The sequence below is a fragment of the Mucilaginibacter defluvii genome, from assembly GCF_039543225.1.
Lineage (GTDB): Bacteria > Bacteroidota > Bacteroidia > Sphingobacteriales > Sphingobacteriaceae > Mucilaginibacter > Mucilaginibacter defluvii.
Window position 1 is genome coordinate 1,774,778 of sequence record NZ_BAABJI010000002.1, and the last position, 26,545, is coordinate 1,801,322.

General features: G+C 43.9%; 20 protein-coding genes. 15 read left to right on the top strand and 5 right to left on the bottom strand.

Annotation, left to right across the window (positions count from 1 at the left end; genetic code table 11):
* Window positions 1-103: 103 nt before the first annotated feature.
* The 4 genes from ABD960_RS14085 to ABD960_RS14100 all read left to right on the top strand — a co-directional run bounded on the left by ABD960_RS14085 (window position 104) and on the right by ABD960_RS14100 (window position 5,657).
* On the top strand, window positions 104-913 hold the full coding sequence (locus ABD960_RS14085) for an energy transducer TonB family protein (RefSeq protein WP_345331793.1): 810 nt from the start codon (window positions 104-106) through the stop codon (window positions 911-913).
* A gap of 165 nt (window positions 914-1,078) precedes the next feature.
* Window positions 1,079-2,374: a bifunctional folylpolyglutamate synthase/dihydrofolate synthase gene (locus tag ABD960_RS14090; protein ID WP_345331794.1), complete on the top strand. Its 1,296-nt coding sequence runs from the start codon at window positions 1,079-1,081 to the stop codon at window positions 2,372-2,374.
* Window positions 2,375-2,478: 104 nt separating this feature from the next.
* The gene (mgrA, locus tag ABD960_RS14095) at window positions 2,479-3,468 is read left to right on the top strand and encodes an L-glyceraldehyde 3-phosphate reductase (RefSeq protein ID WP_345331795.1); all 990 of its coding nucleotides are present in this window, start codon (window positions 2,479-2,481) and stop codon (window positions 3,466-3,468) included.
* A gap of 104 nt (window positions 3,469-3,572) precedes the next feature.
* Window positions 3,573-5,657 (top strand): M48 family metalloprotease, encoded by a 2,085-nt coding sequence (locus tag ABD960_RS14100; RefSeq protein WP_345331796.1) that lies wholly within the window; start codon window positions 3,573-3,575, stop codon window positions 5,655-5,657.
* A gap of 54 nt (window positions 5,658-5,711) precedes the next feature.
* On the opposite strand, the gene ABD960_RS14105 is transcribed toward ABD960_RS14100, so the two are convergent.
* Window positions 5,712-7,373, bottom strand: coding sequence for a RagB/SusD family nutrient uptake outer membrane protein (locus tag ABD960_RS14105; protein WP_345331797.1), 1,662 nt, complete (start codon window positions 7,371-7,373; stop codon window positions 5,712-5,714).
* 13 nt (window positions 7,374-7,386) lie between these two features.
* Window positions 7,387-10,401, bottom strand: coding sequence for a SusC/RagA family TonB-linked outer membrane protein (locus ABD960_RS14110; RefSeq protein ID WP_345331798.1), 3,015 nt, complete (start codon window positions 10,399-10,401; stop codon window positions 7,387-7,389).
* Window positions 10,402-10,830: 429 nt separating this feature from the next.
* Here ABD960_RS14110 and ABD960_RS14115 point away from each other — a divergent pair, with 429 nt between their 5' ends.
* The 3 genes from ABD960_RS14115 (at window position 10,831) to ABD960_RS14125 (ending at window position 13,740) form a co-directional block, all read left to right on the top strand.
* Complete coding sequence (locus ABD960_RS14115; RefSeq protein ID WP_345331799.1) at window positions 10,831-11,493, top strand: SGNH/GDSL hydrolase family protein; 663 nt, start codon at window positions 10,831-10,833, stop codon at window positions 11,491-11,493.
* Between the two features lie 150 nt (window positions 11,494-11,643).
* Window positions 11,644-12,738: an AI-2E family transporter gene (locus ABD960_RS14120; protein ID WP_345331800.1), complete on the top strand. Its 1,095-nt coding sequence runs from the start codon at window positions 11,644-11,646 to the stop codon at window positions 12,736-12,738.
* Window positions 12,739-12,783: 45 nt separating this feature from the next.
* Window positions 12,784-13,740, top strand: coding sequence for an MBL fold metallo-hydrolase (locus ABD960_RS14125; RefSeq protein WP_345331801.1), 957 nt, complete (start codon window positions 12,784-12,786; stop codon window positions 13,738-13,740).
* Here the strand turns inward: ABD960_RS14125 and ABD960_RS14130 are convergent, their stop codons facing one another.
* Window positions 13,741-14,325: a tetratricopeptide repeat protein gene (locus tag ABD960_RS14130; protein ID WP_345331802.1), complete on the bottom strand. Its 585-nt coding sequence runs from the start codon at window positions 14,323-14,325 to the stop codon at window positions 13,741-13,743.
* A gap of 241 nt (window positions 14,326-14,566) precedes the next feature.
* Here ABD960_RS14130 and ABD960_RS14135 point away from each other — a divergent pair, with 241 nt between their 5' ends.
* The gene (locus tag ABD960_RS14135) at window positions 14,567-16,999 is read left to right on the top strand and encodes an ABC transporter permease (RefSeq protein ID WP_345331803.1); all 2,433 of its coding nucleotides are present in this window, start codon (window positions 14,567-14,569) and stop codon (window positions 16,997-16,999) included.
* 84 nt (window positions 17,000-17,083) lie between these two features.
* Here the strand turns inward: ABD960_RS14135 and ABD960_RS14140 are convergent, their stop codons facing one another.
* Window positions 17,084-17,578, bottom strand: coding sequence for a GNAT family N-acetyltransferase (locus ABD960_RS14140; RefSeq protein WP_345331804.1), 495 nt, complete (start codon window positions 17,576-17,578; stop codon window positions 17,084-17,086).
* Between the two features lies 1 nt (window position 17,579).
* The gene (locus ABD960_RS14145) at window positions 17,580-18,725 is read right to left on the bottom strand and encodes a TlpA family protein disulfide reductase (protein WP_345331805.1); all 1,146 of its coding nucleotides are present in this window, start codon (window positions 18,723-18,725) and stop codon (window positions 17,580-17,582) included.
* 168 nt (window positions 18,726-18,893) lie between these two features.
* Between ABD960_RS14145 and ABD960_RS14150 the strand changes: the two genes are divergently transcribed.
* The 7 genes from ABD960_RS14150 (at window position 18,894) to ABD960_RS14180 (ending at window position 26,542) form a co-directional block, all read left to right on the top strand.
* A complete protein-coding gene (locus ABD960_RS14150; RefSeq protein WP_345331806.1) occupies window positions 18,894-19,688 on the top strand; it encodes a succinate dehydrogenase cytochrome b subunit in 795 nt (264 codons plus the stop codon).
* A 55-nt stretch (window positions 19,689-19,743) separates the two neighbouring features.
* Window positions 19,744-21,678 (top strand): fumarate reductase/succinate dehydrogenase flavoprotein subunit, encoded by a 1,935-nt coding sequence (locus tag ABD960_RS14155; protein WP_345331807.1) that lies wholly within the window; start codon window positions 19,744-19,746, stop codon window positions 21,676-21,678.
* Between the two features lie 67 nt (window positions 21,679-21,745).
* Window positions 21,746-22,099: a four helix bundle protein gene (locus ABD960_RS14160; protein WP_345331808.1), complete on the top strand. Its 354-nt coding sequence runs from the start codon at window positions 21,746-21,748 to the stop codon at window positions 22,097-22,099.
* 40 nt (window positions 22,100-22,139) lie between these two features.
* Window positions 22,140-22,925, top strand: a complete 786-nt coding sequence (locus ABD960_RS14165; protein ID WP_232178281.1) for a succinate dehydrogenase/fumarate reductase iron-sulfur subunit — start codon at window positions 22,140-22,142, stop codon at window positions 22,923-22,925.
* Window positions 22,926-23,157: 232 nt separating this feature from the next.
* Window positions 23,158-23,850 (top strand): DUF4397 domain-containing protein, encoded by a 693-nt coding sequence (locus tag ABD960_RS14170; protein ID WP_345331809.1) that lies wholly within the window; start codon window positions 23,158-23,160, stop codon window positions 23,848-23,850.
* Window positions 23,851-24,061: 211 nt separating this feature from the next.
* On the top strand, window positions 24,062-25,510 hold the full coding sequence (locus ABD960_RS14175; protein ID WP_345331810.1) for a circularly permuted type 2 ATP-grasp protein: 1,449 nt from the start codon (window positions 24,062-24,064) through the stop codon (window positions 25,508-25,510).
* A gap of 96 nt (window positions 25,511-25,606) precedes the next feature.
* The gene (locus ABD960_RS14180) at window positions 25,607-26,542 is read left to right on the top strand and encodes an alpha-E domain-containing protein (protein WP_345331811.1); all 936 of its coding nucleotides are present in this window, start codon (window positions 25,607-25,609) and stop codon (window positions 26,540-26,542) included.
* Window positions 26,543-26,545 lie beyond the last annotated feature (3 nt).

Genomic DNA, 26,545 nt, shown 5'->3' on the forward strand with positions numbered 1-26,545 from the left:
GAGCGGTTTGCAGTTGGCAAACATTACTGCAAATTGAATACTGCCAACCGGTAATTGCAAACTGAAACTGGCAACTGCAAACTGAACACTGCACACTGAAAAAATGGATTACCGAGAAGAAAATAATTACCCTAAGGCGTTCCTGGCAACAGGCATTATACTGGCTGTGGTGCTCGCGCTGAGCTACTTTATAGTGCTGCACTCGCTGCCTAAGCAAGCCGACGGTACCGGTGGTATTTTAGTGAACTATGGTACGGTTGATGAAGGTATGGGCGATGCTTACATGAGCATGGAAGAGCCATCCGTAGCCGAAAAGGCGAATAATACCCGCCCCGACAAGGTTACGCCTGAACCGCCAACCGAAGAAAAGGTACAGGCTGATAACAGCGACAAAAACGTAGTGACCCAAAATAACGAGGACGCACCCGAAATAGCGGCCAACACCAAAACGCCGAGCCCTACAGTAGCCACCAAGCCTAACAAAACAGAAAGCAAACCGGTGATAAACCAAAACGCGCTGTTTAAAGGTAAAGCAAACAATGGTACCGGTAGTGGCGACGGTACCGGCAATACACCCGGCAACCAGGGAAAAACCACCGGTACTACATTAACTAACAGCTACGATGGTACAGGCTCTGGCGGTGGTGGCGGTGCAACATCTGCACCGGGTTGGGACAGGGCACCGGCTAAACCCGATGTAGGTAATCGATATAATGGTAAGGTAGTTATTGAATTTACGGTAGATAATAACGGTAACGTGGTTAGTGCAGGTGTCGGCCGTGGATCAACGCTTATTGACGATGAATTGGTAAGCAAATGTATACAAGCCGTGCGCAATGCCAAGGTAACCCCATCATCAAGCACGGCAGACGGCCGCAAGTACACCCAGGTATTTGTATTCAAAGCGAAATAATTTAGTCGATAGTCAATGGACCATAGTCCATGGTAACAAGACAGGTTAATCCATGGACGATAGTCGATAGTCCATAGAATGATTTATGTTAATTAATTCACTATAGGCTATAGCTTATCGACTATCACTATTCTTTATCGACCATCGACTATTGACTTAGTAACCATGACCACTTACGCTGAAACCCTTGACTATCTCTTCAGCCAGTTGCCCATGTTCACGCGCATTGGGGCATCGGCCATAAAAAACAGTCTGGATAATACCATTGCCCTTTGCGATCGGCTGGGCAATCCGCATAAAAAATTTAAAAGCGTACACATAGCCGGTACCAATGGCAAAGGATCGACGTCGCACATGCTGGCCGCCATATTGCAAACGGCCGGCTATAAAACCGGCTTATACACCTCCCCTCACCTTAAGGATTTCAGGGAACGCATCCGTGTAAACGGACAAATGATAACCGAGCAAACGGTAATTGATTTTGTTGAAAATTACAAGGCCGACTTTGAGCATATACAACCCTCCTTTTTTGAGATGACGGTTGCCCTGGCTTTTGATGTTTTTGCTACGGAGCAGGTTGATATAGCCATTATTGAAGTTGGCCTGGGCGGCAGGCTCGATTCAACTAACGTGATCACTCCCCTGTTATCCCTCATCACCAACATCGGCTGGGACCACATGAACATGCTGGGCAATACCCTGCCTGAGATAGCAGGAGAAAAGGCCGGTATCATCAAACCAAACGTCCCCGTAATCATTAGCGAACGGCAGGATGAAGTTGCCGGTGTGTTTATTAAGAAAGCCGCTGAGGTAAACACTCTAATCACTTTTGCTACCGATGAATGGCAGGTAGAAGTTATGGATCATCAGGATGATGTTTTAACACACAACACCCTCATCGCTAAAAAAAAGCAACAGGTTTACAAACTGGATGTTGACCTAACCGGTACCTATCAGCAGAAAAATATAAAAGGCGTTTTAGAAGCGGTTGAGCAGTTGCGTGCGCAAGGCTTCCACATAACTGACGAGCATGTTGAACAGGCGCTTAAAAAAGTAAAAACACTAACCGGCCTACATGGGCGTTGGGAGGTGCTGAGCTCCTCTCCCCTTACCATTTGCGATACCGGCCATAACCCGGACGGAATTCAGGAAGTGTTGAAAAATATTGCCGGTGTAAATTATAACCAGCTGCACTTTGTAATAGGCATGGTGAACGATAAGGACATTACAAAAGTGTTAGCCATGCTGCCGCAGGCTGCCATTTATTATTTTTGCAAACCTGATATACCCAGAGGGCTTGCCGCTGAAGAATTGCAGGCAAAAGCCTTATCGTTTAATTTGACCGGTGATACTTATACCTCGGTAAAGGCGGCGCTCCGGGCGGCGCAGGCGGCAGCTAATAATAACGATCTTGTTTTTGCTGGTGGAAGCACCTTTGTTGTAGCCGAGATAGTGCCGTAAGCAAGCTGCTTTCTCTCTTTTGTAACAATAAGCAAGCATTATATTTTTCGGGTAGGCATTTACGATAAAAGCCTATTTTTACCGCAACCAACTCATTAAACAGAATGACATATCAACCTGAAAAAAACAGATACCAGAACATGCAATACCGCCGCTGCGGTAAAAGCGGCATTAAGCTGCCCGCTATATCATTAGGCTTATGGCATAACTTTGGGCATGTAGATGTTTACGATAATTACCAAAAAATACTGCACCTGGCGTTTGATAGTGGCATAACCCACTTTGACCTCGCTAACAACTACGGCCCGCCTCCGGGATCGGCCGAGGAGAACTTTGGCAAGATACTGAAGGCTGATTTCAGGGGTTATCGTGACGAGATGATCATATCAAGCAAGGCCGGTTATACTATGTGGGATGGCCCGTATGGCGACTGGGGTTCAAAAAAATATCTGGTGGCCAGCCTGGATCAAAGCCTGAAACGCATGGAGCTCGACTATGTCGACATCTTCTATCACCATCGCCCCGATCCTGATACGCCGCTTGAAGAAACCATGCAAGCGCTCGATCTGATCGTGCGCCAGGGCAAGGCATTATACGCCGGTATATCCAACTATCCGGCCGATCAAGCTGCTGAAGCCATCAAAATATTAAAACAACTGGGCACGCCATGCCTTATCCATCAGCCTAAATACTCTATGTTTGAGCGTTGGGTTGAGGGTGGTCTATTGGAAGTATTGGAAGATAATGGCGTGGGCTGCATCCCCTTTTCGCCATTGGCGCAGGGCCTGCTTACCAACAAATACCTGAACGGCATTCCTGAAGATTCACGTGCGGCAAAATCAACCGGCTTTTTACAAAAGGACCAGGTGACCGACGCACGCATCAGCCAGATAAAACAACTGAATGATATAGCCGTACAACGCAACCAAAGCCTGGCGCAAATGGCCTTGGCCTGGTTACTAAAGGATGAACGCGTAACATCAGTACTTATTGGCGCCAGCAAACCGGAGCAATTAGCCGATTCGTTAAAAGCGCTGGATAACATACAGTTCTCCGCGGAAGAGTTGAACGCTATAGAGAATATTCTGCAATAAGCCTGCTTTATAAGCATATCAAAAAGGCTGTGTAATAATTACACGGCCTTTTGTTTTTGTTAACATAAATCTTTTATTTTAAGCCGCTAAACCTTAATATCAAAATGCATACTACTAAACCCGACAAATCGGTAATCCAACCCTCAAAGGCTTTTAAACAACAGATATCGCGCTCGGTAAATGCCGTAATATTATTTGTTATTGTTTACTTGCTGCTACTGTTAGGCGCTATCGGCTGTGCCATCATCTTTGGTGCTTTGGGCGTAGGCATCATAGCCCTTAAAGCCCATTGGGTAACAATCGTTTTTGGCCTTGGGCTTATTTTTTCGGGGCTGATGCTCGTTTTCTTTGTTGTTAAGTTTATTTTTAAACGGAACAGGGATCACTATGGAGAACGTTTTGAGATTTTCGAAGCCGATCAACCTGAACTGTTCAGCTTTATCCGCCAGCTTACTGCCGAAACGGGCACCGATTTCCCAAAACATGTTTACCTAACGCCCGAAGTAAATGCATACGTAAGTTACGATTCTACCTTTTGGAGCATGTTTTTACCGGTCAAGAAAAACCTTACCATTGGTCTGGGCTTGGTGAACAGCCTTAACCGGTCAGAGTTTAAATCGGTACTGGCACATGAGTTTGGGCACTTCTCGCAACGCAGCATGAAGTTCGGCAGCTATGTGTACAACATGAACAAGGTGATACACAACATGCTGTATGATAATGATAGCTATCAAAGTATTATTGATAAGTGGGCAAGCTTTCATTCATTTTTACGGGGAACGGCATGGATCAACGTACAAATTATAAAAGGTATTCAGTTTATTTTGCGCAAGGTATATGTGTTCTTAAATAAAAACCAGATGAGCCTTTCAAGGCAAATGGAGTTTCATGCTGATGCCATATCAGCCTATGTCGCCGGTTCAAACAATGCCATTACCGCTTCGAGAAGGTTAGACATTGGCGGCATGTGCTATAACACGATTTTAAATTACTGGAATGCCGAAATAAAAGACAAAAAGCGTGCAGACAATTTTTATCCGCAACACAGTGAGATCGTTCGTCAATTTTCGACGCTTAATCAGCTTGCTATTGATGCCAACGGCCTGCCTGTTGTACATCATCGTATAGCGGCGCTGGATAATGAGCAGATAGTTATCGAGGATCAATGGGCATCGCATCCTTCAAGTAAAGACCGTGAGGCGGCTCTGGAAGCGCTCAATATTCCGCAGCCGATTGAAGATCAAAGCGCATGGAGCTTATTTAATGATGCCGACCAGCTGCAGCGTAAATTTACCGACGATATGTATTCATCAGTTAATGAAATTAATACATTTGAAAAACTCGACCTCGAAGCTTTTAAAGCGAAGTATTATAAGGATGTAAATGAAAATAATTATCATCCCGAATACCGCGGTTATTATAATGGGCGGCACTTAAATAATTTTGACATCGACGAAGCGATACGGCAATCAGAAAACGATAAAGGCAAAATCAGATTCACCGAGCTGTTTACAGATGAGAAAAGTAATCTGCCCAAACGGATCAGCTACCTTGCCGATGATATTGCGAAGCTGGACGCCATTATTGAAAACCGGATAGAAAGCGGCGTAAAATCATTCGACTTTAAGGGCACCAAGTACCCAAACAGCGAAGCTGCTTCAGTTAAAGAACTGCTTAACCAGGAACTATCGGAGGCCGAGAGCCAGGTGAAAGAACTGGACAAGGATCTATTTATAGCTACTTATAAGAATGCGGAAACAGATGAGCAGCAAAAGCTTAGAGACGGCTATATATTGCTATTTAAAGACCAAAAGCAGGATAACGGCGATTACGAAATTTATAATAACGTATGGGCCGCGTTTTCACCATTATTCAACACCATGCCTTATGCGGAAATTGAACGCGCGGTTGCGCAATTATATAAAGTTGAAAAACGCTTAAAAACACGTTTGCAGGAGATTGCTAATGATGATGCTTATAAAGCGGTTATGGTTATTGAACAAGCCGAAGCAATAAAAAAATATCTTTCACATAACTGGACTTATTTTGCGTATCCCGATTATGACAATGAAGCGATTGCCACACTGGAAATTGCGCTATCAAGCTTTATTGCGGTAATTAACGAGCGTACGTTTAAGTTAAAAAAACAACTGTTAGAAATACAACTTTCGTTACTGCAACAATACTAAAATAACAACGGCCAGGCTAAACGCCCGGCCGTTGCCAATTAAATAATTACCGCATTAATTTGGATAGCCCGGATTTTGTTTCAGGTTTCTGTTTAACGCAATTTGTTGCTGTGGTATAGCATACAGCTTTCTAAAATCCTGACTTGGTTGATGATCCCACCAGCTACCGGTGGTAAATTTACCAAAACGAATCAGGTCATCTCTACGGAAACCTTCGAATATAAATTCGCGCCCGCGCTCATTCAATAACTCATCCATTGTTAAGGTAGCCGTTGTATAAGCGTGGTTAGCCCAATCAGCACTACTATAAGCGCGTTTTTTGCTATCATTTATTAATTGTACCGCTTCAGCGTTCGCAGCGCCTCCGTTTTTGCGCATTATGGCTTCTGCCTTAGCAAAGTAAATCCACGATAAGCGGTATAGATGCCAATCGGTACTGTTGTAGTTAGGGTTAGGCAATTCACCTTTAAAACCTGCAATGTTGTTACCTAATTTGTATTTATTAAAACGCACACCGCTGTTCTCTTCACCATCGCTCATGGTTGATGATGTACCACCCTGGCTGTTACGGCGAATGTTATCAACAAACACAAGCGGTTTACCGTCATACTCATTACCACCGGTAGCTATAACTGGCTGGCCGTTATCAAAGCGCGTCATTGGCCCTTCCAGTATCCACTCCTTTTTACGAAGATCTTCATCATCAAACTTCGTGTAGTTACCGGGTACAACAACTACACCATCGTTACCATTACGACTACCACCGTAGATGAACTGCTGCTGGAAGTGAAAGAATTCACCTGTCCACGAAGGCTGGAAATTAGCGCGCTGAAATTCGTAGGCGATAGAAAAAATTGCTTCTTTTGAAAGATCATTGTTTGGCTTAAAAGCATCTGTAATGTTGGCGTCAAGCGCCATAGCACCGTTAAGGCCACCCGCCTGGTTGTCAATAAGTTTATTTGCTGCCGCTATACAGTCGTCCCAACGCGGGGTACCGCTCCAAACCTGGGCATTTAAATATAACTCTGTCAACATGGCGTAACCGCCGGCCTGAGACATACGGCCCAGCATAGTTTTAGATAGCTTAGGCGCCTGATCAATATTATCCTTAATCTCCTTTTCAATAAAATCAAAAACCTCTTTTTGCGAAAGATTGGTCGGATAATCGGTTGTAGGGCCATCCGGTACCACTGTTGCCAGCGGGATGTTACCGAACAAATCCATTAGTTTTAAGTAATGATAGGCGCGCAGCAACTTCAACTCGGCCAGGTAACCGGCTTTTTCCACTTCAGTTAAGCCGATAGCAGGCCCATTTACCTTTTCAATTGATTGTATCGCTATATTACATAGGCCAACGCCCCAGTACATTAACGACCAGGCATTGTTTAACCCTCCTTCATCATTTGTCCAGGTGTGATAATGCAGACGTTTCCATTTACCGCCATCTTCGCCATGACGGCCCTTGGTTGGCCAGGCTAACTGATCGGCAGAAAGCTCTGAAGGCCTCCACCAACCGTCCTGTCCTGATGGTGTTGCCCACGCGTTAGCATGTGTATACGGCCTTAAAACCGCTGATATAACCTCATTTTTATTGTTAAAAAAATCGTCGCTCCGGATCTGACTGTAAGCCGTTTCATCAAGCTTTGTACAGGCAGCAGCGCTAAGCAACACAGTAAGGCATGAAGCCTGCGCCAGTTTTTTGTATAATGTTTTCATGTTTACTTCTTAATTAAAATCCAAAGTTTACACCTAATATGAATGAACGCGTACTTGGATATGGGCCGCGGGCATCTATACTTGGGCCAGTGCCTGCGTCGCTAACAAAATCCGGGTCATTACCGCTATAGCTGGTAAAGGTTACCAGGTTTTGGCCGGTTAGGTAGGCACGTAGTGAACGTATTTGCTTTGACTTCAGTTTAAATGTGTAACCAAGCGTTACCTCATCAATTTTTAAATATGACCCATTTTCAAGGTAATAATCTGAGTACATGTAAGTATCATTGATTTCGGCATATTTTGTAAATGCGTCAGAAAGTAAGTTTGATCCGGTTACTTTATTACCGTATGATATAGCTGTAGTATTCAGTATTTTGTAATCAAATTTTCCGCGCATAAATATCCGCATATCAAAACCCTTGTACTTGAATGTGTTAGTTAACGATGCGTAATATTTAGGTATACCATTACCCAATTTCTGGTAATCAGTTACGTTTTTATCAAATGAGTTGTTGATCTGGTCATTACGTACCTTTTCGCCATTACGATTGTAAAACAGCCATTTGCCATCTTCAGTAAATCCGGCAAACTTTTTACCCCAGAACTCGCCGATAGCTCCGCCCGCATAAGTACGTATTGCCTGGCCAAGCGCGCCGTAACCACCAATATCACCAAATGAACGGTAATCAATAGCGAAAATATCATCAGAATATTTGTCCAACTTGTTTCTGGTAGTACTGGCTGTCGCGTCAATATTCCAGCTAAAATCTTTGTACTTAACTGCCGCAAAACTCAAAGCAAGTTCCACACCTTTTGCAGACATCTGACCGATGTTAGCATAGATTGAACTACGTACATATGGTGGCTGAGGCGTGGTATAAGTGTCTAACAAGCCATCTGTCACCCTGTTAAATAAATCCAAGCTACCGCTCAACCTGTTGTTAAATAAGGTAAAATCAGCACCTATGTTTAACTCTTTTTTACGCTCAAAACGCAGGTAAGGGTTGGGGTTGTTGTTAGGACCGTAAGTTTCGCGGTACTGCCCGTCAGGATAAAGGTATACGCCACCTGTACCTAAGTAAACGTCGCTGGTATACCTGTTAACACCCGAGTTACCCGTTTGGCCATAACCAGCTCTAAGCTTTAAGTAATTTACAAACTTTACGTTCTCCATAAAACTTTCCTGGCTGATTGCCCAGCCTGCAGAAACCGCAGGAAAATTTCCCCATTTGTTAAGCCTGCCGAATTTGGTTGAGCCTTCCCGGCGAAGTATGAATTGCAATAAGTATTTATCCTTATAAGAGTAATTCACCCTGCCAAAAAATGCGATAAGTTTATCAGATTCTTTGTTGCTCGACATCCCTGCTTTGCCCGCCGCTAACTGATTACCGGCCCCAAGGTTATTCTCCTCGAAGTTGTCATTCAGGAAACCATAGTTAAACGCGCTGAAGTTTTCGGTTTGATTATAACGATAGCTATAACCCGCAACACCTTTTAGGCTATGATCGCCGAATGACCGCGTATAATTAATAGTAGGCTCAAAAGCTAAGTTTTGCTCCAAAAAGGTTGAACGCTGCGCATAACCACCGTTTTTAAAAACATCATTTTCCAATGAGAATTCGCTGGCCAGGGTTCTGTAAATACCATCAACATAGCTATTGCGCTGGTAAGAAATAAACGCGGCGCCCGTTAAACCTTTAATAAATTCAAACTCGGCTTTAGCATCGGCTGAAGTGGTTTGTTGCTGACGCTTGTTTGTTTCCTGGCTCAACCGTGCCAATTGGTTTGTACTTGTGTTCTCAAAGTACCAAGTTCCGTCAGGATTATAGTTTGATAGCGTTGGATTTCTCATCAGCTGATCTTCCCATCCGCCGCCGCCAAGTAAATTAGCACGGTTAAAGTTGGTAGCAAGGTTAACCTGCGTATTTAAACGATTGTTAAAACCCTTTTGGTTTAAACTTAAACGTATGGTATACTCAGTACGGGTGTTTTCTTTCGCGAAGCCGTCCAGGTTTCTGTAATTTAAGCTTGCGCGGTAGTTGCTTTTATCAGTTCCGCCCTGTAACGCGAGGTTATGATTTTGCGAAAGGTTGCCATGGTTTACCAACTGATCAAAAAAATCATTAGAGTTTCCATAATCCGTACCTTTTATCTCTCCCGAAGCAAGCTTTTGCCTAAACTCGTCAGCGTTCAGAAATTTAGGGATACGCGCGAGGTATTCTTTACGCAAGTAACTTGAATAGCTAAATTGAGGGGGGCCTGCTTTGCCTTTTTTAGTGGTTACCAAAATTACACCTGCACTGGCGTTAGTGCCGTAAATGGCTGCACCTGATCCGTCTTTTAATACGTCTATCGACTCAATGTCGTCCTGTTGCAACAGATCCAGGTTACCGCCCGGAATACCGTCAATAACAATAAGCGGTGTTTGCGGAGCGTTTATAGAGGTAACTCCACGTAGCTGTATATTTACGCCTGAGTTAGGGTTAGAGCCGCCTGCACGGGTAATTTGCAAACCGGCAATTTTACCCTGTACAAGATCGAGCGCATTGCGCGAACCGCTTTGCCTGAAGTCAGAGCTGTCAGCATGCCCGGTAGCCGAGGTAATCTCGCCCTTCTTTTGCGCGCCGTAACCTACTACTACTACGGTGTTCAGGCCGCGAGATTCTTCAATCAGGGTTACACTCAAATTGTTTTGTGCACCCACAGGTACATCTTTTGAGGTAAAACCGATTGATGAGACTGTAAGAACGGCATTGTCTCCCGGCACGCTGATGGTAAATTTACCATTCATGTCAGACGCGACAGCGGTTGTGGTGCCCTTAATTTTTACTGTTGCACCGGGTAACGGCAGCTTTTGTTTATCAACAACAGTACCGGTTACCTGTTTTTGCGCAAACGCCGGTAACGATAAAATGCTGCTGATAAAGAGTACCAGAAAAAGGGTTAGTTTTTTCAGAGGTGGCCCCTGGTTGGTAGTGCAATTTTTTACACGCGGACGCACTTCCGCTCGTTTAAAAATGGCTTTCATAAAATAAATTTACAAGGTAATATTGCGCATGCCCTGTGGTGAACATGCCAAAGTATAGCTTAAATCGGCTCTAACCTAAAGCATTATTTTTTTAAGTACAACTTTATTATATTTCAACAATTAGAAAATGCTCAACAAATTCTCTGTAAAACATTTTTTTGTTGGTAAACCGATTTATTTACAGATAAATACACATATTGTAAAAATAAGGTTACAATTAAAACCTTTTATCAACTGAGATTAATTTCAGATAATAATAACTATTAATTAACAACTTGATGTTTAAAATTTTAACCGGTATATGATATTTTCAGCCGATTAAATCCGAAGGAAAAGAAAAAATTTGCGCAGCCCGCATTTACAGTCATCGTAGATGTATTTGAAATACTTGGCGACAATTATTATATTTAAGAACATAAATTTTCAATCATGATCAAGTGGTGCTTTATTGCATTGTTACTGGCTTTAACATCTTGTCGTAAAACAAATCAGATTACGGTTATTAACCAGGGCATTGGCGGCAATAAAGCAAGCGACGTTGTGATACGTATTGATACGGCGCTACAATCGAACCCCGATCTGGCTATTGTTATGATAGGCACTAATGATGTTTCGAGGCAGGTTGCTTACAAAAAGTTTGCAGATAACCTTAGCATTGTTATAAACAGGATAAAAAAATCAGGCGCAAAAGTATTGTTGATGAGCCCGCCACCCAGAGGAACCGAAGTGATTGGCTTGCCTGATAATTTTAAGAACGGCCGAACCGATACGATCACCTCAATAATTGATTCGCTTGGTAAAAAGCTCAATTGTTATTATTTAAACATTAACCAGGCATTTAAAGACGCGGGAACACCCAGCGCCGATAAATCAAGTATGCTTTATAATAGTGCCAACAATCCCGGCAAGCCTGATGGCATACACCTTACTGTTGATGGCCGGCAATTTATTGCCGCTAAGGTTAACCGCTTTATTCAGGATAATTTACCTAAGGGAAGCTATAGTGTAGTGGTTTGCATTGGCGACAGCCTTACGGCGGGCGGCTCAGCGTCCTATCCGGCATATCTGCGAATATTACTGAACGCGCAATAATTATTTTGATATAGGTTAAGCTTCCGCTATCCGCGCGAAACCGCTTGTGTATTAACATTCTAAATAGCTATAAGGATAATGCAAGCACGAGGGTATTGTTGGAAAACATATTGCATAAACCGCTGTTAGCCACATAACATTACCCTGATTATGACAAGCAAAAAACTACTTACCCCTTTTTACGAACGCCTTGCGCTGGTACTTATAGGCATTATAGCGCTAAGCTATCTGATTATTTTGGGTAAAGAAATACTTGACCCGTTGATGTTCGGTTTCTTATTTGCCGTACTGTTACTGCCCGTCGCCAATTTTATGGAGCGCAAGCTCAGGTTTCCGCGCAGCTTGTCATCATTTGCCGCCATTATTTTATTTGTGGGCTTTATTGGTCTGGTGGGTTACCTGGTTGGTTCGCAAATATCATCTTTAGCGTCAGACTGGCCTATGCTAAAAACGCAGATCACCCAATCCATAGCCAGCATACAGGGATGGATTGAAACCTCGTTCCATATCAATACTGATAAGCAGATGAACTACGTGCACGATACGACACAGAAAATAATGGAGTCGGGTACGGTAGTGTTAGGTACAACATTCGGGGCCGTATCTTCGCTGCTGTTGTTCTACATATTTATATTGATATTCACCTTTTTCATCCTGTTTTATCGCCGGTTGCTCTTCCGGTTCGTGGTTCACGTTTTCAGCGAAGATAACTCAGCCGTAGTAACGGATATCGTGGAGAACATTCAAGTGATATTACGCCAGTATATTGTGGGCCTGATATTGGAAATGATTGTTGTTGCCGGCATATCCTGCGCCGTGTTCTGGATATTCAACATTAAATACGCCGTATTACTTGGCATATTGGTGGGGTTGTTTAATATCATCCCATACATTGGCATTTTCACAGCCTTGTTATTGAGCACCATTGTAACCTTTGCTACCGGCAGTATTGAACAAACGGTTACCGTAGCCATATCAGTAGTAGGTATACATGCTTTAGATGCCAATATTTTGCTGCCGATTATAGTTGGCTCAAAAGTGCGGCTCAATGCTTTAATCACCTTTATCGGCATTATCATCGGCGAGTTGATATGGGGCCTTTCAGGCATGTTTTTATCTATACCGGTTATAGCCATATTCAAGATAATTTTTGACCGTGTACCAAGCCTTAAACCTTGGGGTTACCTGCTCGGCGGCGATTATGAGTACGACACCCAGGCGCAAAAGGAAATGAAAACCGAATAAATTTTTGCAAGCTTTGATGTAGTTTTGCGCATCAACATTAAGGTTATGCCGTTTAAATTTTCAAGGTTATTGGTTTTATGTTTATCGCTGGCGTTATCTGCCGGGGCGCAAACAAAAAAATCTGCTTTTTATATAGTGCCTTTAGGCATAAAGGGCGGTATTGACGAAAGTAACCTTTCGGCTTATATGGTTGGCGCTACCGGCAGCAACGGTTACATCTGCTTAGATGCAGGTACACTTCACTATGGTATCGAAAAAGCCATCGGCAAACATACTTTTAAAGTATCCGCCGAAAAGGTATTGAAGCAATACATTAAGGGGTATTTCATATCGCACGCGCACCTGGACCATGTTTCAGGATTGATCATTAATTCGCCCGAAGACAGCACCAAAAACATTTATGGATTGGCATCATGTCTTGAAACACTTAAAACACACTACTTTACCTGGGAAAGCTGGGCTAACTTTACTGATGAAGGCCAAAAGCCACAGTTAAAAAAATACAGTTATAAACCCATGGAACCTAAAAAGCCGGTAACCGTTGATGGCACCGGGCTTACAGTGCAGGTATTCCCGCTGAGCCATTCAAATTTAACAGGGGCCGCCTATCTTGTAAAAAGCAACGATGCTTACCTGCTTTACCTGGGCGATACCGGCCCTGATGAAGTTGAGAAAAGCACACGGTTGCGCGAACTATGGCAGGCCGTTGCACCATTGATCAATAAAGAGCAGTTAAAGGCTATCATGATCGAAGTATCATACCCGAATGAACAGCCGGACAAAAGCCTGTTCGGCCACCTCACCCCTAACTGGCTGATGAAGGAAATGAGCGTGCTGGAGAGCTACACCGGTACCGGCAAACTCAAAAACTTTAACCTGATAGTAACCCACGTAAAGCCGCCAGAGAAAAACATCAGGAAATTAATGCAGCAACTCAAACAACAAAATTCATTTGGCCTGAACCTGATCTTTCCGCAACAGGGCAAAGCTATCCGCCTCTGATTATTGCGTTTCGAGCAGGTCTATACAGTTATTTGATAACGAAGCTAAGCGTGTTTTTAAATTCGCCAAACCTGCGGTGTCATTCAATTTTTTGTAAAGCGATGTTATGCCGTTCAACGTGTCGTCGTTAGGGTCGCAGGCCTGCGCCTTTTCCAGATGTACGATGGCTTTTTTAGCTGAATTAATATAAGCCCACTTATTGGCGGTTGTCGGGTCGGATTGTTTTTTCTTTTCGGCTTCTTCGGCTTCCTTTAAATAAATATACCCTAAGGCCAAATGCGCCACATAAAAATCAGGCATATGCGCCAAAACCCGCTCATAATAAACCTTAGCTTCGGCCGGATGGCGTTCCTCGTAAAGCTTACCTAATATGTTATAATAATTAGTACGCGCCTTTGGAGGCAAAGCAACCGTGTCTGCCATAATGTTCTCGGCAATGCGCTCGGCATTGTCTGCATTACCCTCAAACATCGCCATGTTTAAATCAAGATACTTATCAAATACAGCGGCAGTATCAACCGTTTGCGCCTGTGCCGAAACAGCACACAATAGTATGGTTATAAAAAATATTGTTTTTTTGAGCACGGTAATACATTAACGGTTTATATTTAAATATAGTGCCATTTACCTGATATCAGCATAGCTAACATTAAACAATTGATAAACATTAGCGAACACCGGGTGTAACGAAACCGAACGCCCAGCTGCGCTTACACAAGCATAAACAATTGATTATTAGTATTTTATTTACATGGCATACTCTTGGTTATTCCATTTATAGCTGACCGTCTGATTGAATAATTTAAAACATTTATCAGCCATTATCATGATAACACATTACCTGAAGATCGCTTTTCGCAATATGCAAAAGCAAAAAATGTACGCCGCTATCAATATCGGCGGCTTCGCTATAGGCATTGCCGCCTGCATATTAATATCGCTTTATATACGCAACGAAACCAGCTACGACCAGGACATCGCCAATAAAGACAATGTTTACCGCATTGTTGGCGAATTAAAGGTTGACGGTACCACATTCCGTGGTATCAGCTTCCAGCCGCCCATGGCAAAGGCGTTGGTGAACGATTTTCCGGAAGTAAAAAAAGCCGGCCGCATACTGCATAGCAAACTTTTTGGCGGCACCGAAAACCAGATACGCCGTACCGATCAGGTTAACAATACCTATGAGGATGGATTCTGCTTTGCCGACACCTCTGTAATTGACATACTGGACATAAAAATGGTTTACGGCAATAAGCTTACCGCGTTGCGTAATCCCAACTCGGTAGTAATCAATAAAAGCCTGGCCGATAAATACTTTCCGGGCCAAAACCCGGTAGGCAAAGCGCTAATATTTAACAACAATACCAAGGTACCGCTGATGATTGGCGGCGTAATGCGCGATTTCCCTGAAAACGCGCACATGCAGTTTAAAGGTTTTATATCGTTAGCCGGACTAAACTTTTGGGATGGCGAACAGGAAAGCTGGTATGCGAGCAACTACGGTATTTATGTGCAAATGCGCCCAGGCATTGATGTTAACGCTTTCAATAAAAAAATGACCGCCGGCATCCTCGACAAATACATCATCCCGACTATGAAGGAAAGAGGGCGCAGCAACGTGAAAGAGATCAGGAAAAACGCGAAACTCTCACTGCAAGCGGTAACCGATATCCACCTTAACTCATACAATATTGATGAGAATGATATTAAACATGGCGATGTCCGTTTTATATGGCTTTTTGCCGGGATAGCCGGGTTTATACTATTGCTGGCTTGTATCAATTTTCTTAACCTGTCGACCGCGCGGTCTGCCAACCGTGCGCGCGAGGTGGGCGTACGCAAGGTTATCGGCTCAACAAGGGCCAACCTGATCAGGCAGTTTTTAACGGAGTCGCTGCTATACAGCTTTTTCTCCTTCATTTTAGGGATAGCGCTTACCGCAATAACATTACCAGCGTTTAATAAGGTGGCCGGAACACAGCTTACCCTGCCATGGACGGAGTGGTGGCTGCTCCCGGCATTGGTAACAAGCGCTTTTATCATCGGCTTAATAGCGGGAATTTATCCGGCCTTTTACCTCTCCTACTTTAAACCTGCCACTACGCTTAAAGGTGCGTTGAGCATGGGTACCCGTAATTCCGGTTTGCGCAGCGGACTGGTAATATTTCAGTTCACAGTATCTATTGTTTTGATTATCGGCACGGCGGTTATTTACAAGCAGATGCAGTATATACTTAACTCCAAAATCGGTTTTGATAAGGAGCAGGTGGTAACCATTGAAGGTGCGGATGCATTAGGCCCGCAAACCGCATCCTTTAAAAGCGAACTACTTAACCTGCCTTTTGTAAAAAACGTAACCGTTAGCGACTTTTTACCGGTAAGCGGAACCAAACGCAATGGCAACTCCTTTTTTAAAGAGGGCCGTGAAAAGGAAGACCCGCCTATACGTACACAGCACTGGGTTATTGATGAAAATTATCTGGCCACAATGGGCATGAAACTGGTAGCCGGCCGTAATTTCCGCACAGATATGCCTACCGATTCGCAGGCTACGATAGTTAATAAAGCGATGGTTAACCAGTTGGGTTATAAAGACCCGCTGGGCAAGGTGATTACCAATGGCGGTGAGCATCTAACTATTATCGGCGTTATTGATGATTTTAATTATGAATCGATAAAGCAGCAGGTTGACCCTATGGTAATGATACTGGGCAACAGCAACAGCATGGTATCCATCAAAGTAAAGAGTGCCGATATGCAGGCCGCGCTTGCCGCCATAACCGCCACCTGGAAAAAATTTCAGCCGCATCAGGCCATGCGCTACAACTTTTTGGACGAGCGTTACGCCGCCATGTACAGCGATGTGCAGAGCACGCAATATATATTTACAGGCTTTTCTATACTGGCCATTGTGGTTGCCTGTCTCGGTTTATTTGCCCTTGCCGCTTTTATGGCCGAGCAGCGCAGTAAGGAAGTAAGCATCCGCAAGGTGCTGGGTGCATCGGTAGGTAACCTGCTCGCTTTGCTAACCGGCAATTTCCTGAAACTGGTGTTAATTTCATTGATCATCGCCATACCGATAGGCTGGCTGGCCATGAACAAATGGCTAGAAGATTATGTATATCGCGTTAAACTCAGCTGGGATATATTCGCCGTATCGGGCATAATGGTTATAGTTATTGCATTGGTTACCGTTTGCTGGCAGGCAGTAAGTGCCGCGCTGGTAAACCCGATAAAAAATCTTCGGTCTGAGTAATAACCCATTAATCTAATATAACCCTTAACAGCAAAGGCATTTACTGACTGGTAAATGCCTTTGTGTTTTATCAGGATGCCGGGCTTAACGCTTGACGATCGCGTATAAATGCTCATCAAACACTTCACCGTATTTGGTTATGGCTGATCGCAGCACTGCCTCAAGTGTATAGCCTGCCTTTTCAAGCACCCGCTGCGATGCTTTATTATGCGCGAAGACACCAGCAAATACGCGGACCAGGCCAATGTTAAAGGCATAGTCCGTCAACAGCTTTACCGCTGCGGTAGCGTAGCCTTTTCCCCAATAGGGTTCGCCTAACCAATAGCCAATCTCTGCGCTATTACGGTGAATATCCGTTTTAACGGTTATGCCCCCAACGCCAATAAATTCATCCTCATTAAAAATACCGAACACATGAGGTATGCTGCCATCAATAGCGCATTGTATAAACTCTTCGGCATCAGTAATAACATAAGGGTGCGGAAACATATCCCGCAGGTTACGGGCTATATTGTAATTATCAGCAAGTTGCTGCAACCGCTCTGCCGGCACATTATCAAAGCCCCATAATTTTACCATGCTATTTCTTTTCCAGGTAATCGGTTATCTCAAATGATATATCGTTGTAAGGAATATCGCGCTTTAATATTTTCCAGTTACCGTCAAGCAAATAGTAAGTTGGCACGCGGCTTATGCCCCAGGCTTCTGCGTTTTTTGATTCATTACCTTTCAGATCTGAAAACTGCGGCCACTTCATGGCATCTTCTTTAATCGCCTTCAACCAGTATTCTTTGTTCTCATCCAGGTCAATACTAATGATGCCGAAAGCCTGATCATTATTTACCTGAAAGAGTAATTTGCTATTCATTTGCAAATGGTTTTGCCTGCTCACCTCGTTGCCGGCACGCCAAAAATCAATCAAAATAATTTTTTTGTTTTTAAACGCGTTACGGTCAAAAGCTTTTCCTTTTATATCCGTCCCGTAAATGTCGGGCGCGGTTTGGCCGGGTACCAGTTTGGCCAGGCCGGATAGTTTGCCGCCTACCTCTTTGCCTTCCTCGGAATCTTTAGCTTCATCGCTCAATTTATTATATAGCGCGTAATACCTAACCGGGTCGCTTTTGTAATCGGCATTTTTTATGAAGTGGGCAGCTATAGCGCTTTTCGGATATTTTTCGATAAACTTTTCAATAACCGAAGCCTCTACCTCCGTTTGCTGATCCTGTAGCTCCTTCAGTTTATCAACCCGTGCGAGGTAGGCCGTACCTTCAAGGCTCTTCCCGGCGCTGCTTTTTAAAAACGCTCGCTCCTCCTTTACCTTTTGGGCAACATCGGCAACCAACTCATTAGCGAGGGTATAATAAGCGGTAAGTTCATTCTGTATTTTTGATTCTGTCTTGATCTTCGGGTACTTGGTCAGGTCGTTACCGTTTATCTCGATATTGTATTTACCATTTTCCAGGTACACTTCATAAGGTATATGGGTTAACTTATTATCAAGCATATTGGTCACCTTGATCTGGTAATAACCCGGGTACTCCAAAATCTCGTTTATTCTGAATTTTCCATCCACGATATTATCGCCATAAACAGGCTTGTTCAACACATCAACAATACCAAAAACACCGCTTTTAATACCCGGCGAGGTTCCATCAATCTCTATACGGTCGGCACGGTTGCAACCGGCAATCAGCATTGTAATAAGTAATAGGTTTAAATATTTCATAACTATTAATGTAAAGGGGCGAATATACCTTTATGTATGTAAAATCAGTGTAACCAAATGAGTGCTTAGATTGTTTCTAAATAACTTATAAACCCTGATTATGTCAGAACCATTTACATGGTTTTGTTATTTAATAGATACTTTTGCCGAAATAATTAAAACTTCATAATGAGCGAATTTAAACAAACCTTTAACTCGTCGCTGGGCAAGAAGCTGATCATGGCTTTAACAGGCTTGTTTTTGTGTACTTTCCTAATTGTTCACCTAAGCGGTAACCTTGCATTATTTAAGCATGATAACGGCCAGGCATTTAACGCCTATGCCAACTTCATGACGCATTTTCCGCCGATAAGGGTAGTGTCGTACCTGCTATACCTGTCTATCCTGGTGCATACAATTTATGCTATTATTTTAACGGTAAACAACCGTAAAGCCCGCCCAATCGGCTACGCTTCGGCGCCAAAATCACCGGTTTCATGGTCATCAAAAAACATGGGGCTGCTGGGTTCAATCCTATTTCTTTTCATTGTGATACACATGAAAGACTTCTGGTTTAAATACCACCAGGATGATTTCGCCGGTAAAAGCACACACGTTATTCCGTTTAAGGAATACAAAACCGACCTGGTAACCGGCAAACAAATCTCGGCACGCGACCTACCTCCGGGCGATTATCAATACGCTGTATTTACCGAGGGCGGCATTGAAACCATGGTAGCTAAGGATTTGAACCAGACGGTTGAAGTCGCCTTTAAACAATGGTGGTACGTGGCCTTTTATGTAATTGCGTTAGGCGCGTTATCATTCCACCTGCTGCACGGCTTTCAAAGCGCGTTCCATACGCTGGGCTGGATACACCGCAAATACAAACCGTTGATTTACTTTATCGGCACATGGTTTTTCGCGGTGATTATTCCGCTTGGTTTTGCGGCAATGCCCGTTTACTATTTTTTCTTTGGATAAGGTTTATTGTTGATAAGATGGAGCCGCGAGGCTTGTCAAAATATAATTGTAAGAGATGATTTTAGATGCTAAGATTCCCCATGGCCCGCTGGCCGAAAAATGGAGCAAGCATAAATTTAACCTGAAGCTGGTTAATCCGGCCAACAAGCGTAAGTACAATATTATAGTTGTAGGTACCGGTTTGGCAGGCGCATCGGCAGCGGCTACATTGGCCGAACTGGGCTATAACGTTACCGCGTTTTGCTTTCAGGATAGCCCCCGCCGTGCACACTCCATTGCTGCGCAGGGTGGTATAAACGCGGCTAAAAATTACCAGAACGACGGTGACAGTGTTTACCGTTTATTTTACGATACTATCAAGGGTGGCGACTACCGTGCCCGTGAAGCTAATGTTCACCGTTTGGCCGAGGTATCAGTAAATATTATTGACCAATGCGTGGCACAGGGTGTGCCTTTTGCCCGCGAATACGGTGGTTTGCTGGATAACCGTTCATTTGGTGGCGCGCAGGTATCACGTACCTTCTACGCCCGCGGCCAAACGGGGCAGCAATTACTTTTAGGCGCCTATTCAGCGCTCAACCGCCAAATACATAATGGCAAGGTTAAAATGTATACCCGCCACGAAATGCTTGACGTGGTTGTTGTTGACGGCCAGGCCAAAGGCATTGTTACCCGTAACCTTAAAACCGGTGAAATTGATACCCATGCCGGCCATGCGGTATTATTATGTACCGGTGGTTACAGCAACGTATTTTTCCTTTCAACAAACGCTATCGGTTCAAACGTAACCGCGGCCTGGAGGGCACACAAGCGCGGCGCGTACTTTGCTAACCCATGCTACACGCAAATTCACCCTACCTGTATCCCGGTTAGCGGCGATCACCAGTCAAAGCTTACGCTGATGTCTGAATCATTGCGTAACGACGGACGTGTATGGGCACCTAAGACCGTAGAAATTGCCGAGCAATTACGGTCAGGTAAAATAAAAGCGAGCGATGTTAAGGAAGATGACCGCGATTACTTCCTGGAAAGAAAATACCCGGCATTTGGCAACCTTGTACCGCGAGACGTGGCATCACGTAACGCTAAAGAAATGGCCGATGAAGGCAAAGGTGTAGGCACTTCAGGTTTTGCTGTATTCCTTGATTTTGCCGACGCTATTAAACGTTTAGGCCAGGAAACCGTAGCCGCCAAATACGGTAACCTTTTTGATATGTACGCGCAGATCACTGCTGAAGATCCGTATACTCAACCAATGCGTATTTACCCGGCAGTACACTATACCATGGGCGGCCTTTGGGTTGATTATAACCTGAGTACTACCGTACCTGGTTTATATGCTTTAGGCGAGTGTAATTTCTCTGACCATGGCGCTAACCGCCTTGGTGCTTCAGCTTTGATGCAAGGTTTATCTGACGGTTATTTCGTTATCCCTTATACACTGGGTGATTACCTGGCAACCATCGGCCCGAAACCGGTTGATAAAAGCCACCCCGCATTTGAGCAAACCAAACAGGATGTGCTTGCGTACATAAATAAGCTGCTTTCGCTTAAAGGCAACAAAACCGTGGTTGAATACCACCGTGAACTTGGTCACATTATGTGGGAGTATTGCGGCATGGCGCGCACCGAAGAAGGTTTAACAAAAGCTAAAGGATTGATACAGGCGCTTAAGGCCGATTTCTGGAAGAATGCTATTGTAACCGGCGAAAATGAAGAGATTAACGCCGCGCTTGAAAGAGCCGGCCGTGTAGCTGACTTTATTGAGCTTGGCGAATTGATGATAGACGACGCGTTAATGCGCCGGGAATCATGCGGTGGCCACTTCCGCCTGGAATCGCAAACCGAAGAAGGTGAAGCGCTGCGCGACGACGAAAACTTTGCTTTTGCAGCAGCCTGGGAGTTTAAAGGTGAAAACCAGCCCGAAGAACTGCATAAAGAAGAGTTGATTTTTGAAAATGTTAAGTTAACACAGAGGAGCTATAAGTAAGATTTGAGATATTAGATTTGAGATGTGAGATAAACCACCTCTTACTAATATCAAAAAACCACCTGCTATGCATAATTTGACTGAATTGAAAATATGGAATAAAGCTATTGATTTAGCTGTAGAGGTATACAAAGCCACTGCTACGTTCCCTGCTGATGAAAGGTTTGGCTTAACAAGCCAATCAAGAAGAGCGGCAGTATCAATTCCATCAAACATTGCCGAAGGTGCCGGTAGAAACTCTAATAAAGAGTTCTGTAATTTTTTAGGTATCGCCAACGGCTCATCTTATGAATTGCAAACTCAGTTAGTTATTTCAAATAGATTAAATTTAATTGAAGATGATTTGAAAGATGATCTGTTAAAACAAATTGAAGAGCTACAGAAAATGAACTATGCTTTTCAACAACGGTTGAAACAGTAATTCTCAAATCTAATATCTCACATCTCATATCTAAATAAAGATGAGTAACGGAAATATGAACCTGACGCTTAAAGTTTGGCGCCAAAAAAATGCACAAACCTCAGGTAAGTTTGTGACCTACAAGGCTGAAGGTATTTCGCCAGACATGTCATTCCTTGAAATGCTTGACGTGGTGAACGAAAGCCTTACCAAAAAAGGCGAAGAGCCTATATACTTTGACCATGATTGCCGCGAGGGCATTTGCGGTATGTGCTCGCTGTATATCAACGGCCGTCCGCATGGCCCTAAGCGTGCTATTACTACCTGCCAGCTTCACATGCGCTCGTTTAAAGATGGTGAAACCATTACGATTGAGCCTTGGCGTGCAGCCGCATTCCCGGTGGTTAAGGATTTAGCGGTTGACCGTTCAGCGTTTGACCGTATACAGCAAGCCGGTGGTTATGTATCTATCAACACAGGTGGTGTGCCTGATGCCAACGAGATACCTATCCCTAAAGTAATTGCGGATGAAGCGTTTAATTCAGCAACCTGTATCGGTTGCGGCGCCTGCGTTGCGGCCTGTAAAAATGCTTCGGCTATGTTGTTTGTATCAGCCAAAATTTCGCAGCTGGGCATGTTGCCGCAAGGCCAGCCAGAGCGCTGGAGCCGCGTACAATCAATGGTGGCGCAAATGGACGAAGAAGGTTTTGGTAACTGTACCAATACCGGTGCCTGCGAAGCCGAGTGCCCTAAGGAGATCAGCCTGACCAACATCGGCCGCATGAATAATGATTACTTCAGCGCCAAATTGTTCCGCGAAGAACGCGTGCACGATCATGCAGAATAATATTTAATAGTATAAATCATAAAAAGCGCCTCTTAAAAAAGAGGCGCTTTTTTTATATGAAAATTTGATGAAAAAGTTCAGTTACACCTACAGGTTGTTCAGTTAAGCGTACAGGCGATATTTATTAAAAAATATATAATAACCTCTAAAACAAGCATATTATCTTATTGGAATATAGATTGCCATAGTAATGATGTTAAATTAATGTTATATACAAATCATCTTTACAACTATGAAAATGTTTAATCAACTACGAAACGCTAAAATCCTTTCACTGTCGTGTGTAATACTTGCAGCTGTGTCATTCACCTCATGCGATAAAAATGACGACGAGAATGTGGACACCGACAGCGCATCTGTACGTATAACCAATGCGGTTGAGGGTTCGCTTTCGCAAGAGGTTTATGTTGGTGGTACCAAACTGAACACATCGGCTGTAGCCTATGGCGAAACTTCAAACTATATCCAAACTGCATCAGGCGATAACAAAACCGTCCAATTCCGCAACGTAGGTTCATCATCTGCCAACGTATCATTCAACGTTGATCTGGACGACGACAAATATTACAGCTTGTACTATGCCGGCAACGCCGATGCTAAAACTTACGTGGTAGCTGAAGACGACCGCAAAGCGCCAACAGCAGGTAAAGCAAAAGTTCGTTTTATCCACCTGGCATCAGCTGTACAAAGCAATGTTGATTTAGGTGTAAGCGCTACCAGTAAACTTTTTACTGATGTAGCTTACAAAGCTGTAACAACTTATAAAGAAGTTGACGCGAATACCAAAATGTACTTGTACGCTGCCGGTCAGGCCAATGCCGTACTTGATTTGGATACTAAAGTACAAGCCGGTAAAATCTATACCATTTACGTGTCAGGCTCAACCGCGCTTACTTTACGCTACCGTGTAATTGCTGAAAACTAATAGTCATAGTGCTACGCTAAAAAAGCCGACCAATGGTCGGCTTTTTTGTTTAAGATCGTTTTATAAATAATATAACCACGCATCGAATGATCTTCAAACCACATTTTTTGCTATATATCTAAATTTTAATTCCATTTTGTTAAAATTGATTTATAAATTACATCAGATTATTTAAAATATCATAAAATAAATATTCGTCTTTTACATCTTTATGGTTGAATCAACTTATTTTAATAAATACAATCCCATAAATGGCGTTTGGGACGAGATGTACGGCGAAAATTCAAGTGTCAGAGATCACTATCGCAAGGTAATCGACTACATTTCGCGTGAATCCGCTGATGATCTGAATAAAAAAGAAGACCTGGCCAAACGCCTTTTTATGAGCCAGGGTATCACCTTTACGGTTTACAACAGCGGTGAGGGTATTGAAAAGATTTTCCCTTTCGATATTATCCCACGCATTATAACCGCGCAGGAATGGGCCTTTGTTGAGCGCGGCATAAAGCAACGCCTCACCGCCCTTAACCTCTTTTTAAAGGACGTTTACAGTAACCAGTTCATCATCAAAGATGGCATTATCCCGATAGATATCATCTACTCCTGCCCGCATTTTTTACGCGAAATGTATAACCTGCAGGTTCCGCATGATATTTATATTCATATCTCGGGCATCGATCTGATCCGTGATTACGACGGTACTTTTTACGTACTGGAAGATAACCTGCGTACTCCCTCAGGCGTAAGCTATATGCTGGAGAACCGGGAGATCACCAAGCGCTTATTTCCTGATCTGTTGCCGCAATGTGGTGTTCGCAGCGTTACCGAATATCCATCCATATTATACAAAAACCTGCTGGCGCTTTCGCCGCGGCAAATACATAACCCAACCATCGTGCTGTTAAGTCCGGGTATATACAACTCAGCCTACTTTGAGCATACCACCCTTGCACGTTTGATGGGTGTTGAGCTGGTTGAGGGGCGCGATCTGGTGGTAAATAATCATAAAGTATACATGAAAACCACCATCGGCCTGCAGCAGGTAGATGTAATTTATCGCCGCGTGGACGATGATTATCTTGATCCGCTGGTATTTAACCCGGCAAGTATGCTGGGAGTAGCGGGAATTATGGGAGCTTACCGTAAGGGCAATGTGGCTATTGTGAACGCCATTGGTAACGGCGTTGCTGACGACAAGGCCGTTTATGCCTATGTACCGCAAATGATTAAGTATTACCTGAACGAGGAGCCTATACTAAAAAACGTGCCTACCTACCAGTTAGGCGACCGCGATGAGCGCGAACACGTGTTTAAGAACATCAACAAAATGGTGGTAAAACGCACTAACGGCAGCGGTGGCTATGGTATGCTGATGGGCCATGCCTCAACCGAGCAGGAAATTGACGAGTACAAACAGGAGATCATCAAGAATCCACGCGACTTTATTGCCCAGCCTACTATCAACCTGTCGGCAGCGCCATGTTACATGCAGGGCGAACTAACGCCACGGCGCATTGATCTGAGGCCTTATGCATTATATGGCCCGGATGGAATTGAGATAGTGCCCGGCGGTTTAACACGGGTAGCCTTGAAAGAAGGCTCATTGGTAGTAAACAGCTCGCAGGGCGGCGGCAGTAAGGATACATGGGTGTTAAGCTGAGCCCCCCAACCCCCTAAAGGGGGAGTTGACAAATAAAGATTTAAGTATAACAGAAATTAAAAATACATCTCCCTTTAGGGGGCCTGGGAGCAAAAAATGTTAAGCAGAGTAGCAGCAAGTTTTTATTGGTTAAGCAGGTATATTGAGCGTAGCGATGGTATTTTACGTATGCTCAAAATTAATTACGCTTCATCGCAGGATGCCATTCAGGAATTTACCTGGGAGCCGGTGGTACGCATTTTTGCCGGCCTGGATGACGAGGAAGCGCAGAAACTGGAAAATGACACCCGAGCCGTATTAAAATATATGGTTACGGGCAAAACCAACCCGAACAGCATCCTCAACATTATTACGCATGCCCGTGAGAACGCCCGCAGTGTGCAGGAGCACATTACCAAGGATTTATGGCAATGCCTGAACGAGTATTACCATGCCGTTAAGGATAGCCGGCTGGAAAGGGCTTTGCAACGCGAGGACCCTATAGGCGTACTTGATGTGCTGATCAAGCAGATTATGCTTTACTACGGCACCGTAGAGATCACGATGGAACGCGGCGAGGGCCGCAGCTTTATGAACATAGGCAAATACCTGGAGCGTGCCATACAATCGGTAGATATACTGGATATGAAATTCGTTTCAATCAATGACAATCCCGACCTGTTAACCGATACCAGCTATTGGAAACACCTTTTGCTTTCGTTAGGCGGGTACGAACTTTACCTGAAGACCTATCGCGAGGGCTTCGAGGCTGAAAATGTGCTGGAGCAAGTAGTACTGAATAATGACTTCCCGCGCTCGGTTATTTATTCAGTTAATAACATACAACGTTATTTTGACCGGTTGAAGAATGACAACAATCTCGAAAATTTTCGTGAGATGTCTTTCCAGATCGGCCGCTTGCAGAGCCGCATTAAATACAATTCGGTACGCAGCATCCGGCAGGAAGGGCTGCACTCCTTTTTAAGCCAGATACGCGGCGAGCTCTATGGCATCGGCAACGCCATGAACGAGTATTACTTTGCCAACGCTTAACAA

What these genes read in the sequence shown, in the direction of transcription:
- ABD960_RS14120 (WP_345331800.1), top strand. Translation starts at nt 11,644, where the DNA reads ATGACAAGCAAAAAACTACTTACCCCTTTTTACGAACGCCTTGCGCTG.
- ABD960_RS14165 (WP_232178281.1), top strand. Translation starts at nt 22,140, where the DNA reads ATGAGTAACGGAAATATGAACCTGACGCTTAAAGTTTGGCGCCAAAAA.
- ABD960_RS14155 (WP_345331807.1), top strand. Translation starts at nt 19,744, where the DNA reads ATGATTTTAGATGCTAAGATTCCCCATGGCCCGCTGGCCGAAAAATGG.
- ABD960_RS14160 (WP_345331808.1), top strand. Translation starts at nt 21,746, where the DNA reads ATGCATAATTTGACTGAATTGAAAATATGGAATAAAGCTATTGATTTA.
- ABD960_RS14140 (WP_345331804.1), bottom strand. Translation starts at nt 17,578, where the DNA reads ATGGTAAAATTATGGGGCTTTGATAATGTGCCGGCAGAGCGGTTGCAG.
- ABD960_RS14180 (WP_345331811.1), top strand. Translation starts at nt 25,607, where the DNA reads ATGTTAAGCAGAGTAGCAGCAAGTTTTTATTGGTTAAGCAGGTATATT.
- ABD960_RS14125 (WP_345331801.1), top strand. Translation starts at nt 12,784, where the DNA reads ATGCCGTTTAAATTTTCAAGGTTATTGGTTTTATGTTTATCGCTGGCG.
- ABD960_RS14105 (WP_345331797.1), bottom strand. Translation starts at nt 7,373, where the DNA reads ATGAAAACATTATACAAAAAACTGGCGCAGGCTTCATGCCTTACTGTG.
- ABD960_RS14115 (WP_345331799.1), top strand. Translation starts at nt 10,831, where the DNA reads ATGATCAAGTGGTGCTTTATTGCATTGTTACTGGCTTTAACATCTTGT.
- ABD960_RS14150 (WP_345331806.1), top strand. Translation starts at nt 18,894, where the DNA reads ATGAGCGAATTTAAACAAACCTTTAACTCGTCGCTGGGCAAGAAGCTG.
- ABD960_RS14170 (WP_345331809.1), top strand. Translation starts at nt 23,158, where the DNA reads ATGAAAATGTTTAATCAACTACGAAACGCTAAAATCCTTTCACTGTCG.
- ABD960_RS14085 (WP_345331793.1), top strand. Translation starts at nt 104, where the DNA reads ATGGATTACCGAGAAGAAAATAATTACCCTAAGGCGTTCCTGGCAACA.
- ABD960_RS14100 (WP_345331796.1), top strand. Translation starts at nt 3,573, where the DNA reads ATGCATACTACTAAACCCGACAAATCGGTAATCCAACCCTCAAAGGCT.
- ABD960_RS14145 (WP_345331805.1), bottom strand. Translation starts at nt 18,725, where the DNA reads ATGAAATATTTAAACCTATTACTTATTACAATGCTGATTGCCGGTTGC.
- ABD960_RS14110 (WP_345331798.1), bottom strand. Translation starts at nt 10,401, where the DNA reads ATGAAAGCCATTTTTAAACGAGCGGAAGTGCGTCCGCGTGTAAAAAAT.
- ABD960_RS14135 (WP_345331803.1), top strand. Translation starts at nt 14,567, where the DNA reads ATGATAACACATTACCTGAAGATCGCTTTTCGCAATATGCAAAAGCAA.
- mgrA (WP_345331795.1), top strand. Translation starts at nt 2,479, where the DNA reads ATGACATATCAACCTGAAAAAAACAGATACCAGAACATGCAATACCGC.
- ABD960_RS14090 (WP_345331794.1), top strand. Translation starts at nt 1,079, where the DNA reads ATGACCACTTACGCTGAAACCCTTGACTATCTCTTCAGCCAGTTGCCC.
- ABD960_RS14175 (WP_345331810.1), top strand. Translation starts at nt 24,062, where the DNA reads ATGGTTGAATCAACTTATTTTAATAAATACAATCCCATAAATGGCGTT.